The 10,987-nt window shown below is 62.0% G+C and carries 15 protein-coding genes and 2 pseudogenes; 10 read left to right on the forward strand and 7 right to left on the reverse strand.

Annotation, left to right across the window (positions count from 1 at the left end; all coding sequences use genetic code 11):
• Positions 1–53: 53 nt before the first annotated feature.
• Positions 54–1,310, reverse strand: coding sequence for a type II toxin-antitoxin system HipA family toxin (locus tag F572_RS0112740; RefSeq protein ID WP_231410895.1), 1,257 nt, complete (start codon positions 1,308–1,310; stop codon positions 54–56).
• 3 nt (positions 1,311–1,313) lie between these two features.
• Positions 1,314–1,628 carry a helix-turn-helix transcriptional regulator gene (locus tag F572_RS0112745; protein ID WP_018158493.1) on the reverse strand — a complete coding sequence of 105 codons (315 nt, stop codon included), beginning with the start codon at positions 1,626–1,628 and terminating at the stop codon, positions 1,314–1,316.
• A 182-nt stretch (positions 1,629–1,810) separates the two neighbouring features.
• On the opposite strand from F572_RS0112745, the gene F572_RS0112750 reads away from it, so the two are divergent.
• Positions 1,811–2,083, forward strand: a complete 273-nt coding sequence (locus tag F572_RS0112750; RefSeq protein WP_019564015.1) for a CopG family ribbon-helix-helix protein — start codon at positions 1,811–1,813, stop codon at positions 2,081–2,083.
• Positions 2,084–2,109: 26 nt separating this feature from the next.
• Complete coding sequence (locus tag F572_RS0112755) at positions 2,110–2,364, forward strand: type II toxin-antitoxin system RelE/ParE family toxin (protein WP_018158495.1); 255 nt, start codon at positions 2,110–2,112, stop codon at positions 2,362–2,364.
• A 266-nt stretch (positions 2,365–2,630) separates the two neighbouring features.
• Here the strand turns inward: F572_RS0112755 and F572_RS0112760 are convergent, their stop codons facing one another.
• The 3 genes from F572_RS0112760 to F572_RS15815 all read right to left on the reverse strand — a co-directional run bounded on the left by F572_RS0112760 (position 2,631) and on the right by F572_RS15815 (position 4,602).
• Entirely contained in the window at positions 2,631–3,359 is a 729-nt protein-coding gene (locus F572_RS0112760; protein WP_018158496.1) for a DUF3320 domain-containing protein, read from the reverse strand.
• Positions 3,356–4,351 (reverse strand): hypothetical protein, encoded by a 996-nt coding sequence (locus tag F572_RS0112765; RefSeq protein WP_018158497.1) that lies wholly within the window; start codon positions 4,349–4,351, stop codon positions 3,356–3,358. The genes F572_RS0112760 and F572_RS0112765 overlap by 4 nt, the downstream gene beginning before the upstream one ends.
• Positions 4,352–4,428: 77 nt before the next feature.
• A complete protein-coding gene (locus F572_RS15815) occupies positions 4,429–4,602 on the reverse strand; it encodes a hypothetical protein (protein WP_018158498.1) in 174 nt (57 codons plus the stop codon).
• A gap of 307 nt (positions 4,603–4,909) precedes the next feature.
• On the opposite strand from F572_RS15815, the gene F572_RS0112775 reads away from it, so the two are divergent.
• Genes F572_RS0112775 through F572_RS0112785 form a run of 3 tightly spaced genes read left to right on the forward strand, consistent with a single transcriptional unit; the run spans position 4,910 to position 6,869 of the window.
• On the forward strand, positions 4,910–5,884 hold the full coding sequence (locus F572_RS0112775; RefSeq protein ID WP_018158499.1) for an ADP-ribosylglycohydrolase family protein: 975 nt from the start codon (positions 4,910–4,912) through the stop codon (positions 5,882–5,884).
• Positions 5,881–6,477: a cyclin-dependent kinase inhibitor 3 family protein gene (locus F572_RS0112780; RefSeq protein WP_018158500.1), complete on the forward strand. Its 597-nt coding sequence runs from the start codon at positions 5,881–5,883 to the stop codon at positions 6,475–6,477. Before F572_RS0112775 ends, F572_RS0112780 begins: the two co-directional genes overlap by 4 nt.
• Positions 6,474–6,869 carry a hypothetical protein gene (locus F572_RS0112785; protein ID WP_018158501.1) on the forward strand — a complete coding sequence of 132 codons (396 nt, stop codon included), beginning with the start codon at positions 6,474–6,476 and terminating at the stop codon, positions 6,867–6,869. Before F572_RS0112780 ends, F572_RS0112785 begins: the two co-directional genes overlap by 4 nt.
• A gap of 15 nt (positions 6,870–6,884) precedes the next feature.
• Here F572_RS0112785 and F572_RS0112790 read toward each other — a convergent pair whose 3' ends face one another.
• A complete protein-coding gene (locus F572_RS0112790) occupies positions 6,885–7,121 on the reverse strand; it encodes a type II toxin-antitoxin system HicB family antitoxin (RefSeq protein ID WP_018158502.1) in 237 nt (78 codons plus the stop codon).
• 236 nt (positions 7,122–7,357) lie between these two features.
• Here F572_RS0112790 and F572_RS15950 point away from each other — a divergent pair.
• From F572_RS15950 to F572_RS15955, 5 genes and pseudogenes are all read left to right on the forward strand, one after another.
• Positions 7,358–7,604: pseudogene (locus tag F572_RS15950) on the forward strand (hypothetical protein).
• Positions 7,605–7,756: 152 nt separating this feature from the next.
• Positions 7,757–8,419 carry a hypothetical protein gene (locus F572_RS15455; protein WP_081611963.1) on the forward strand — a complete coding sequence of 221 codons (663 nt, stop codon included), beginning with the start codon at positions 7,757–7,759 and terminating at the stop codon, positions 8,417–8,419.
• The gene (locus F572_RS15710) at positions 8,410–9,144 is read left to right on the forward strand and encodes a hypothetical protein (RefSeq protein WP_155984572.1); all 735 of its coding nucleotides are present in this window, start codon (positions 8,410–8,412) and stop codon (positions 9,142–9,144) included. The genes F572_RS15455 and F572_RS15710 overlap by 10 nt, the downstream gene beginning before the upstream one ends.
• A gap of 136 nt (positions 9,145–9,280) precedes the next feature.
• Positions 9,281–9,622 carry a hypothetical protein gene (locus tag F572_RS15460; protein ID WP_081611965.1) on the forward strand — a complete coding sequence of 114 codons (342 nt, stop codon included), beginning with the start codon at positions 9,281–9,283 and terminating at the stop codon, positions 9,620–9,622.
• 197 nt (positions 9,623–9,819) lie between these two features.
• A pseudogene (locus tag F572_RS15955) lies at positions 9,820–9,933 on the forward strand (transposase); the annotation flags it as partial.
• A 30-nt stretch (positions 9,934–9,963) separates the two neighbouring features.
• Here the strand turns inward: F572_RS15955 and F572_RS0112800 are convergent.
• The gene (locus F572_RS0112800; RefSeq protein WP_018158504.1) at positions 9,964–10,932 is read right to left on the reverse strand and encodes a sensor domain-containing diguanylate cyclase; all 969 of its coding nucleotides are present in this window, start codon (positions 10,930–10,932) and stop codon (positions 9,964–9,966) included.
• Between the last annotated feature and the right edge of the window lie 55 nt (positions 10,933–10,987).

Consider the following 10,987-nt stretch of genomic DNA (forward strand, 5'->3'; position numbering starts at 1 on the left):
GGCCGATGAACGACTGGATTACCTGAGGCGAGTGAACGTGGAGGAATCGCGGCCTAGTGGGCGGGAAGAGTGCCCTCCATGTGGCGACAATCGGCCGCGGTCAAACCAAAGTCCCGGGCCCGTCGTGGCCATTGCGAGACCGCCCGGGTCACCTCCTGGATGATGGTTTGGGCTTCCTGCGACGAGAGACCAAAGTAGTCGTGGACGCCCATGACCAGATCCAGCGAGCCGGTGCGATCTCCGCGATCATCGAGCGCCAGCGCATGCACGGCTGCCCCTTCCTTGATCGGCGTCGGGTTGATATCGAATGCGGGCGAGAGGCGCCACCCAGCGGCGGGATCCCACAGGAATCCGTGGTTGCGGAGGTGGTCGTCCGTGTTTCGGACAAGGACACCGAACACCATGCGGCGCCATAGTTGCCGCAGGTCCTCCCGGGGGCTACCGCCATGCTGCAGGATGGCTCCCGCGATCTCCAGGTAGCTGGCGTCATCCCCGTCGCGCTTGCGGCAAAGCGTCATCGCGCTTGCGTACGGAACGCGTCCATTGCCGTCCTCCGTTCGGTCGAAGCGGCGAGCAAGGAAGACGCTGCGGCCATCGACCGCGATGGACTGGAAACGGGGCGTCACGATGCCCGCGTCGTGAGCCAGCCGCAGGGTCAATGCTTCCCATCGCGGTACCGGCCGCGGATCCTGATCGCGCTCGAACTTGGCGATCCATTCCGAGCCGAACTCATCGGCCACCACGGCCTTGGGGCGCGCCCCGCCTAACGAGGCGCCGGGACCCAGCAGGATCTGTACATCCCGCGCGGTTTCCGTGCCGGACTCCATGCGCTGGGCCGCTGCCTGGATTTCATGCATCCGGGTTACTGAAGGTGTTTTTTCATCAGATGGCGAAAGGAATGGCGTTCCTGCCTGATCGTCCCGGAGGTCTCGAAAGCGCAGCGCGCCCATGCGATACCGGTCGGTGAGGCCGAGGATGTAATCGATGTCGAACAGTGGGCGAGGGGGCCGATGTTCCTGGGCGGCTGCGTACCACTCTGCGCGCGCAATCAGATGCCGCCCCCATCGGTTGGGGGCCGCATCGGCAAAGGCTGGAAAGAGCGAATGTCCATCACTTGGGTATTGAGGCCCTTCACGCATCGGTAGCGATGGATCAATGGCAAACGCAAGCGGTGAGTGCAGCCAAACGGCGCGGTATTCAAAGCTCGTCCGAATTGCTCCGCGTTGGAATGAAGACCGCAGTGTGCCAGCGCGGGTGTCTGTACCCATGCGATTGACCCAGACTTCGGTTCCGCGCGCATGTTCCGTCATGACTCAATCTCGCCTGCGCGGCCTGCGGACCCGTTTAGGGAGCCGATCTTCGCTGAGCCGGAGTCCGGTGGGATCTTTCTCGGGCGCGCCAAGGTTTTCGATTTGTTCGGTCATCCCCAGCACAAAGAGGGCGAATGCGACCGCACCCCAGCTTACGGACGGATCGCCGGATTCGATCTTTGCATACGTTTTCCGACTTACCCCAATGCGTTCCGCCATCATCGCTTCCGTCCATTGCCGCCGCTTGCGAGCAATCTCGATGTTTTCGCCCGCTCTTTTCATTGCGTTCTCGAGGGGCGGGAGGGGGCGAAACTTCATGTGTGCATTCCGGTAATGGGGAGAATAAGGCGCATTAAATGGAAATTAGGTAAAAGTTAATACGCATTATAGCCTCGGGCGTCTCTGGATATCTTTGGCGGGCTCGAACGATCGGGGGTGGATGCAGAGGGGAAGAAGGGATAGAATATTACAAGGTATTACTTAGTAATAAGAGGCCCGCTATGGCAACGTCACTGAAGATTGATGACACGTTGAAAGGTCGCGTCCAGCACCTTGCCGGTCAACGCCGACGCACGCCTCACTGGATCATGCTCGAAGCCATCCGGCAATACGTCGAGCGCGAGGAAGCCCGCGAGAGCTTCAGGCAGGAAGCCCTGGCGTCCTGGTCGGCCTATCGGGAAACCGGCCAGCACCTGACCGGACAGGAAGCGCGCGCCTGGTTGAACACCTGGGGCACTGATGATGAAAAGGCCGTGCCCGAGTGCCACGAGTAATCGTCACCGCAGGCGCAGCAGAAGGATTGGAACGATGCCGGGGCTTTCTTGCCACCAAAGCCCCGGATGCCGCCAGGCGCGCGGGCCAGGCGATCGAGCGGCAATTCCTGCTGCTGGAAACGGCACCCGATATTGGCCGGCCGGACCCTGAAATACCCGACCTGCGCGAGCTGTTGATTGCCTTCGGCGACTCCGGATTTGTAGCCCTCTACCGTCACGACCCGGCCGACGACGTGGTGTATGTCCTGGCCTTCCGACACCAGAAAGAGGCGGGCTACTGATGTGGACCCTGAACTCTAACAGCTTGCGCCGCGCGGCGTGTACGGGGCGGCCTGCGAACGCGCTCGGGAGCTGGGAGATTCCACCACCCCCTGCGACAGCAGAGCCGACGTGATGCGACGCGCCTGGCGCTCGCTGAGATCCAGCAATCCAGCCACATCCCCGCGTGGTAGCGCGCCGCGGTACAGCACCGCCTCCAGCACCCGGCCGGAGCGCGGTGGCAACCCATCGTTACGAACATCTTCCTCTGCCCCGCACAGCACCTTGATCAGGGAGTTGGTCGAGGCCTCTCAAAGGCTTTTCGGCCGGGCTCCAACCCCTCTTTTCCCTGAACCAGCAATCCTTCCTGAAGTGCCCGTTCCAGCGGTGCCTGAAGCCGGTCCCGCGCGTTGTCCGTCAGGCGGATGAAGCCCATCCGGTGGAGGGCGTCGTTCATGGCCGTATCGCGGGCGAGTGTGCCGGCTTCAGCCACCGTGCGAACCAGCGATAGCGTCAGTTCGGTATCAGGGACGTGGTCGAGCTGACGCAGTGCATCCGGGAGATTGCTCCAGTCCCGCAGGCAAGGCACCGCGAACTGTTCGTCACGGCCAGAGAATTCACCCTTCAGGCGGATCAAGCCCTGCGCACCCAGGGCCGCGCGACGCTCATGGATGCGCGCCTGGATTCGCGAGCCGGCCCGGGAAAACCCTGCCGCCTCCAGCAGTCGCCGGGTGAGGATGACGAGGTGAACCGGCCCTTCGGTGTCGACGATCTGCAACAGAGCCCGGTCGAGTGCCTCCTGGGGGATGTCGTCGAACCGGTCGTGCTCCGATAGAGCAAGATCAATCGTCTCGGTTTCCCGGTAGGGCTGCGTGTCCCACGTCGTCACCCACTCACAACCACGGTCACGACAATACGAACGCCACGCCGCGCAGGTCTCATTCGGGCCTGGGGTCTGGATGAAATGCTGGTGCACTCGGACCAGGGCATCCAGGGCGCCATGTTCTGGCTCGCTCATCGCTCGCCCTCCAGGACCAGTTCCACGCCCATGGACTCGGCGGTGAGGTCGATCATCGCTTCCTGCAGCAGGGTCTTGGGCCCATCGCGCAGGCAGGCGTCATCCAGGGCCAGCAGGACCTCGCCGCGCCACTCCGAATCGGCCGTCTGCGCGAGGCTCAGGGCGAGGATCGTCACGATCCCCATGGCCGGTTCGATGTCTTCGGGCGGCAGGGGTCCCGCCCAGATGCGCCAGTGCTCGGCGGCGGTCTGCATGTCCTCGAACAAGGCCGCCTCAGCCGCTGGGGCCGAGCTATTTTCGGTAGAGCGCTGTGGCAACGTTGCCGCCCCGCGGCCGAGGGCCAGGAACGCAAAGGCGAGGGCCGCAAGCTGATCCCGGCCGGACCAGGTCGAAGGGTCCACCCCGTGCTCGGCCAGAGCCTGCTCGCCGAGTGCCCGGACCGTGTCCAACTGAAACTGAGGGCGGGCCGCTTCCTCCTCCGCAAGGTGCCGTCGGGTCTGGGCCGCGGTGGCGAGTCGTCCGATCCCGCCGATAAGCCCCGCGAAGAGTCGCAGTATCCCACCGAACAGCCAGTAGAAGCTGGCGAAGAGTGCGAAGATCCCCTGGATAGCGGCCGCATTATGCCCGCGCAGTTGTACCCCTGCGATCTTGGCCGACGAGCGCCCCGGCCGGATCCAGTTGAACGAGCCGATCGGGGTTTTGGTGGAGACGGTGACGCCCGATTTCGACAGGTTGAACTTGGCCGCATCCGAGCCATAGCGTCCGCGCAGGATGAAGCGACCGTTCTGGAAGGCGACCTGGGTGTTTTTCGCCAGGCGGGTGGACACCCGTACGCCGTGGTTGGTGTTGCCGGTCAGGTTGATGCCGGCGGCCCGCGTCTGCGCGCGCAGCGACAGCCCGCCGGTACGACTTGCCCGAAGATAGCGCCCGGTGTGCTCGATCCGCTTCTGCCGGCCATCGCGGTCCTTTTCCCCAACCTTGAGCATCGTCATGGTCGGCTCCCGTCAGCTCGGGGTCTGGAAACCATGCAGGCTTGCATACCTCAAGCGCTCAGTCGTGCATCCGGATTTCACTCGCCGTCCTTCTTTTCGCCTGCGTCTTGGTTCGGTTCATACAGCACATCGAACCCGACGCCCATCTGGCCGTCGCTGCGCCGCTGCATATTCTCCAGGCGCTGCTGGCGTTCCTGCTCTTCCAGCTCCTTGTCCCGCTCCTGCTCTTCATCGTCCATGTTGCGCTCCATGCTTTGATTCGTGGCGGTGGCGTTTCGTATTTGGGGACGTTCTTCACCCCATGGCATGCATGCTAACGGCCGGTCGTTGGATGTGGCGATTGGGGGCGCCTTTGACCTTGAGGGTCATGGGACGCCGGATTGCGCTGCAGTGATGTCCGGTGGCCGGACCACGATACTGACAGGGTCGAGTGCACGGTGACGCGTCAGGGGATGACGCCTGCGTGTGCTATCAACGAAGCGAAGACGCCGTTGACCGGCCGCAATCACGTGAGCGTATCGTCCGGGTTTCATCAGGCCAACAAGAAGAAGGCGGGGCATGCCAACACTCGAAGACCGCTACCGGGGCGCCATGCTGGGACTGGCATGCGGCGACGCATTGGGAACCACCCTGGAGTTCCAGCGTCCCGGCAGTTTCACACCCATTACCGATATGGTCGGAGGTGGACCGTTTGGTCTGCAGCCGGGGCAATGGACGGACGATACCTCAATGGCGATCTGCCTGGCCGAGAGCCTGGTTCACTGTCAGGGGTTAGATGCACACGACCAGATGGACCGGTACGTTCGATGGTGGCGGGAGGGATACGCAAGCAGTACGGGAAGCTGCTTCGATATCGGCAACACCGTGTGCTCCGCACTGCGTCGCTATGAGGATTCTGGTGATCCGATGAGTGGGTCGGACGATCCGCAATCAGCCGGCAATGGTTCCCTGATGCGCCTGGTTCCGATACCCCTGGCTTATTGGCGTACGCCGGTCCAGGCGCATGTGGGGGCGCAAGCCAGTTCGAAAACGACGCATGGCGCACGGGAGTGTCTGGATGCCTGTCGGTTGTGGACGGCCTATCTCCTGGCCGCGCTCGATGGGGCAAGCCGGACGGAGATACTGGAGTGTCCGTGGCGCGAGCTGCCCGGATTCGAGGCGCAGGACACGCTGGCACCGCGGATCGAGGCCATTGCGCAGGGATCCTTCCGGCAACACGATCCACCCCGCATCCGCGGCACGGGCTATGTGGCCGACAGTCTGGAGGCCGCTCTATGGGCCTTTGACCGAAGCCGCGATTTCCGGGAAGGGGCCCTGATGGCGGCCAACCTGGGCGATGACGCCGACACCACCGCCGCGATCTTCGGCCAGTTGGCCGGGGTCTTCTACGGGGAGGCGGGCATCCCCGAGGAGTGGCGCGCCCGGCTCAGCCAGCACGATCGTCTGGCCGGACTCGGAGATGCATTGTTACAGCTCGCGGATGCGGCCCCTGCGGGGGTGAGCGATGCCCGATCTACGGAGGGCACTGAATGACCACCCAACGGACCAGTGCTAGCCATCCGCTGCAAATTGCCGAGATCCCGCTTGCGGAGGGTGGCGTCATCGGCGTCACCTTCTGCCCCGGCAAGCAACAAATGCAGGCGATGACCGGCCCCTGGGCCCGGGATCTTCAGGCCGATGTGACGCGGATAAAGACCTGGGGTGCGGCCGCCGTGGTGACCCTCACCACAATCGATGAATTGGTCGAGTTGAGTGTTCCGGGATTGGGCGATTGCGTCAGTGACGCCGGGCTGACCTGGTACCACCTTCCCATCCCCGACATGGCCGCTCCCGATGCGGGGTGGGATGATCGGTGGCAGGCCCTGGCGCCGGAAATCCACCGCTCGCTGTATGTGGGTGGACGCGTGGTGGTGCATTGCAAAGGCGGTCTGGGCCGGGCCGGCACCGTGGCAGCCCGGCTCCTGATTGATCGGGGCATGCCGACCGTGGCTGCCATCGAACAGGTCCGCCAGGCGCGACCGGGTGCCATCGAGTCCCATGCGCAGGAGCGCTATCTTGAGCGGGTAGCGGTGGGGCAGTACGCGAGCAGGATCGACGAGACACTCCCAGGGGAGCTTGGTGGATGAGCCGTGCGTGGGTGGTTTGGCTCGGGTGCGCACTGTGGGTGGCCAGCTCACCCGCACCCGCCGACGGCTACTTCAAGTGCGAAACGCCGCAGGGGGTCGAGTACGCCGATGCCCCCTGTACCGGTGACGCCAAGCGCCGCGACTTTCCGAATCAGGACGAGCGAGAACAACGGCGTGCCGAGCAGCAGCGCTTTGCCGCCTGCTTTCGTCCCTCCCGATCCTTTGAGCCCGGGGACAAGGCGTCGGACCTCGCCGAACTTTGTGGTACGCCACGCAGGGTGCGGCGGCTAACGACCGTTCGCGGGGCCGAAGAGCGATGGGAGTATCGGCAGGGACAGGGCGCGGCGTACGTATGGGTCGACGACGGAGTCATCACGGCCATCCGCGACTAGGCCGGGCTCGGGCAATCAATCCGCCTTCACGCGGATCAGCACTTCGCCCGGTTCCGGGCGCGAAGCCGGGGGCAGCCGGCGCCCATCAAGCCGATAGCCCTCCAGCGCGACCATCAGCGTATCGGCCATCTCGGTCTTGGCTTCATCACGTTCAGCGCCGTCGGTGAGCGCCTCCGGTACGTCACGGCAGGTGGCGAGGTACCGTCCAGCGGCGTCGCGCTCGATGCGGACAGGGTAATGCTGTGCGTTCATGGCGATGCTCTTGGTCTTGCGTCAACCGTCGATAAGGCGGTCTTTCCAGTGACCCACGAAGCCGATTTTGAAGGGCGGTCGCGGGTCCGGGGGGGGAATTCCGTTCCACCCGATACGACACGATACGAAACCTGGGCGACAGAAAACGACGCACTGGGGTGAGATGCTGGGAAGGCATTCAGCCGTAGCAAGAGGCCAATGAAGACGAAGCGCCTAGACCGGGGTATTGCCCGCTTGTGCTGGCCTTGCTTGCAGGCTGCACGACTCCGACGCTCCCCTCGGGCAATAGCCACCGCGTGGGCCAGCCCCTGATCCGTGAACCGGATGGCCGGATTACGGGATACGTCGACCGGAAGCGGTTCGGGCCGACGTGCATTCGTGCCCCCGACAGGCGGTTCCTGGGGGGCGGTCGAAGAGGGACCGGGCTCGGCACCTACGTATATTCGGGGAACGGATGGTCGAATCCTGCGCCAGATCGACTGATTGGGGTGGGCAGGTGGCAGATGCCTGGATCCACGAGCGATGCCTGATCTCGCAGTGGGGGTAGCGCTCCTGCGCGAGCGGGCGCCTATGAACCGAGCAGCCTGTTCTCGCATGACTTCTGGGCGGTTAGAATTGGATTCAAGGGGGATGAAGTGGAAGATTTCGAGAGCCGCGTTGTAGAACATGGCAATGGCGGTTGGACGCTATGGGTCCAGCAACCGGGAAGCGGCCCATTCGCTGTTCTTGAGAGCCATCCCGCTACCTCGGCAAGCGAGCGAGGTTTAGCGCGATGTGGACCCGCCGCCTTGAGTCTCCGACTGGAGGACGATCGTGAAGGTCTTGGTGGTTCCATTGCCGAGATTCATGTTGGCGGGCATGAGCCGCGCGCCAAGCGCATTCGGTTCCCGCACAGCCATTCCTCGGAGGTCGCACGACTTCTCCAGCGCGCGGTTACACCGGGGATGATCGGTGTCGATGTCGCCGACGTGTACTCAGTTCTTCCGAAGAACGGTGGAATTGGCGTTTTGGCGGAATACTCGATACCCAGGGAGCTGCGTGACGTGCATGTGATGCAAAAGGACATCGCCGAACGGGTGAGCGGTGATGGTCCGGCATGGTCGGCTCTGGTAGTGCTTCCGGTCGACGCCTCTGTGACCCCGGTATCAGTGGATTTGGTTGCGCAGTCGGTAACCCGATACCTCTCTGAAGGATCCGATCTGGTTCTGGCAGCACCACTGTCGGTTGCCACCGGAGAACGGATGAGGGTGTGTTTTTTTGGCGTTCACACTGTAGAGGGGGAGCTAGTATGGAAGTGATGGGGCAGCCGGCGGATGAATTGGCGAAAGCTGCGGCGCAGCAGTTGTGGGAGGATCTGAGCTGGTATTGGCCGGCATTCGGGGGTAATGGGATAGGCGAGAGCAACGCTGTTGCGGCACTGATTCGCGTTCTCCAGAAAAGATCAATCTGCGAGGACATTGATAGACACCCGGAAAACTCCCGCTTTTCCTTCCAGGCTTACACAGAGGTTCCGTCCACGCCGCTTTTATGTGGGAAGGACCAAGGAGGCCCTACGGCGACGCATCGTCGATTGGATCTGGTCGTCACTTGGGGGTGCAACGAAAATCTGGAGGGTATGCTCCTCGTGGAGGCCAAGCGCTTGCACGATACCAGTACGGCGGATTCACTCATACGAGACATCCATCGAATAAACGAGTTTAGTTTTATTGAAGAAAACAACCACGGGGCAGGTGTCTTCGAGAAACTCGATAGAAATTATGGTCTAGTTGTGGCTTTGACCTGCGACGATGCAGTGGCTAGCTGGTGGGGGCATCACTTCGATTTGGATAAAAAAGACTCACCTGCTCGTATTCCCGATGGGAAGCGGGCGGCTAGTTGGGCCCGGCTTGGCGATGCTCTTTCTAATCTCGAGGGGTCCATAGGTGGCGTTGAGGAATTTGATTTGTCTGAAATCTTTAACAAGTGTACTGGCTACGAATATTTTCTATATGCGTTTTTTCCGAGACCGCTGTGTGCGCAGTGAGATAAGGCGAGGGGGCTCGCGCAGTCGTAACCGATTTGGCGACTCTGAAGCTTGATGGTTATTGGGGGGGGTATTGTTATCTACATTAGTGAGTTTCGGAGTTTTATGAGGATTGCTGAAAAGAGGGTGGGGTAGCATGAGATTTTCTGGTCACGTCGACGTTGAAAATTCCGAATTCGACCTTGAGTTTAAGGAGCTAATCGTACGGCCTTCGGAAATTGCGTTTGAGTTGAAGGGGTATGATGAGTTCGGTGAATTTCGTGCGGATGGTACGGCAGCCAAGCTCTCTGGAGGGGGGTTCTCGGCGGTTGCAGTCGCAAGGTATGAGGGCTTTCCTCCGGAAGATGATCGGACGGAATTCTCACTTCTGCTTGACGAAGTGGAGGTTTCGGACGCCGGAACGGTCTGTCGTGTCGCTGGGAAGTGGATAGAGAGGCCTGATCGTTGGTCGTTTAGTGGAGAACTGGAAAAGGCCTGACGGCCAAAAGGCCTGACGGCCAGGCGGCTTTGGGGTCGAAGCATATTGAGGCACCCGAAGAGGGTGCCTAATAGCTATAGCGGGGCCGGATCAGGCTAACGCACTGAAAAGACGAAAAGAATTGCTGGATTAAGACCCAAATACGGGCTTAAATCAGCAATTTCAGTCGCCGAATGCCCATTCCAGGGACGGAAGCCATGCCGCGAGCCAATCGCGATCACTTGCCGGGGCATGTGTGGCATGTCACGCATCGCTTCCATATGCAGGAGTTCCTGTTGAAGTGTGCCCGGGAGCGCAGCCTTTTTCGGCACTAGCGGTACCAGGTGCGGCGGCGCTACGGGCTATGTGTAACCCATTCTTAGCCGGTTTCTTCCGCCCGTTTTGGCCGTGGAGAGAGCGTCGTCGGCACGTTGCAGAAGGCCTTCGAACCCCTCGTCTTCTACGAGTGTGGCGGCGCCGATCGATACGGTCATCCTGTCCTCGGGATGCATTCCCGGCACGTCGAGGGTCGGTATCACCTCGACGACGCGGGCACCGAGCTGCTCGGCGCCCATCTGGTCGGTTTCGGGCAGGAGAATCACGAATTCCTCGCCCCCGATTCGTCCCATGAGATCGGTATCGCGAAGCAGATTCAGACAGCCCTGTGTGAATTGACGCAAGGCCTCATCCCCTAGGGCGTGACCGTACCGGGTGTTGATCGTCTTGAAGTGATCGATGTCGAGTACGAGCAGCGAAAGCGGGCGGTGGTGCCGGTTAGCCCGTTCGATTTCATGCTCGGCCTGCTCGAAGAGGGCCCGCCGGTTGGCGATGCCGGTAAGGGGGTCCGTGTAGGCCGCCTCGCGCCAGTACTGTTCGAGTTGCTTGCGCGGCGTGACGTTGACGGCGACCCAGAGGACCACCGGCTTCGGGTGATCGTAGCTGGGCAGCGGCAAGGCGCGCCCCTCAAACCACTGCTCGGCCTGGTGGTGATCGTTGTCCCGGACGGACGGAGGAAGCAGCGTCACATCGGCAACGCATAGTTGATACTCCAGCGTTTGCATCTCTCCGGTGCGCAGGGCTTGCTGCACGTGGGTCAAGCATGCCTCGGCGACCGCGGGCGGAAGGGCATCCGCGAGCGTATAGCCCTCCAGCGACTTGCCGCTCGCATACATGGCCTCATTGGCCCCGCCGATGACCTTCACGTACCGCCCTTCCGCGTCCAGCACGAAGGAAATGTCGGGGAGGGCTTTCAGCAGCGTGAGGAGTTGATCCCTTTCCGCCTTCAGGGCGGCAATGGTGCCAGCTTGTGTCGACTCTTGGATGTCATCCATGTGGCGTCCCTTGGCCTCTCTAATCCGTGCTGCTACGTGTTGGCGGTTTTGGGTC

This window comes from Thioalkalivibrio sp. ALE14 (genome assembly GCF_000376845.1).
In the GTDB taxonomy this organism is placed as follows: domain Bacteria; phylum Pseudomonadota; class Gammaproteobacteria; order Ectothiorhodospirales; family Ectothiorhodospiraceae; genus Thioalkalivibrio.

What these genes read in the sequence shown, in the direction of transcription:
- F572_RS0112740 (WP_231410895.1), bottom strand. Translation starts at nt 1,310, where the DNA reads ATGACGGAACATGCGCGCGGAACCGAAGTCTGGGTCAATCGCATGGGT.
- F572_RS0112745 (WP_018158493.1), bottom strand. Translation starts at nt 1,628, where the DNA reads ATGAAGTTTCGCCCCCTCCCGCCCCTCGAGAACGCAATGAAAAGAGCG.
- F572_RS0112750 (WP_019564015.1), top strand. Translation starts at nt 1,811, where the DNA reads ATGGCAACGTCACTGAAGATTGATGACACGTTGAAAGGTCGCGTCCAG.
- F572_RS0112760 (WP_018158496.1), bottom strand. Translation starts at nt 3,359, where the DNA reads ATGAGCGAGCCAGAACATGGCGCCCTGGATGCCCTGGTCCGAGTGCAC.
- F572_RS0112765 (WP_018158497.1), bottom strand. Translation starts at nt 4,351, where the DNA reads ATGACGATGCTCAAGGTTGGGGAAAAGGACCGCGATGGCCGGCAGAAG.
- F572_RS15815 (WP_018158498.1), bottom strand. Translation starts at nt 4,602, where the DNA reads ATGGAGCGCAACATGGACGATGAAGAGCAGGAGCGGGACAAGGAGCTG.
- F572_RS0112775 (WP_018158499.1), top strand. Translation starts at nt 4,910, where the DNA reads ATGCCAACACTCGAAGACCGCTACCGGGGCGCCATGCTGGGACTGGCA.
- F572_RS0112780 (WP_018158500.1), top strand. Translation starts at nt 5,881, where the DNA reads ATGACCACCCAACGGACCAGTGCTAGCCATCCGCTGCAAATTGCCGAG.
- F572_RS0112785 (WP_018158501.1), top strand. Translation starts at nt 6,474, where the DNA reads ATGAGCCGTGCGTGGGTGGTTTGGCTCGGGTGCGCACTGTGGGTGGCC.
- F572_RS0112790 (WP_018158502.1), bottom strand. Translation starts at nt 7,121, where the DNA reads ATGAACGCACAGCATTACCCTGTCCGCATCGAGCGCGACGCCGCTGGA.
- F572_RS15710 (WP_155984572.1), top strand. Translation starts at nt 8,410, where the DNA reads ATGGAAGTGATGGGGCAGCCGGCGGATGAATTGGCGAAAGCTGCGGCG.
- F572_RS15460 (WP_081611965.1), top strand. Translation starts at nt 9,281, where the DNA reads ATGAGATTTTCTGGTCACGTCGACGTTGAAAATTCCGAATTCGACCTT.
- F572_RS0112800 (WP_018158504.1), bottom strand. Translation starts at nt 10,932, where the DNA reads ATGGATGACATCCAAGAGTCGACACAAGCTGGCACCATTGCCGCCCTG.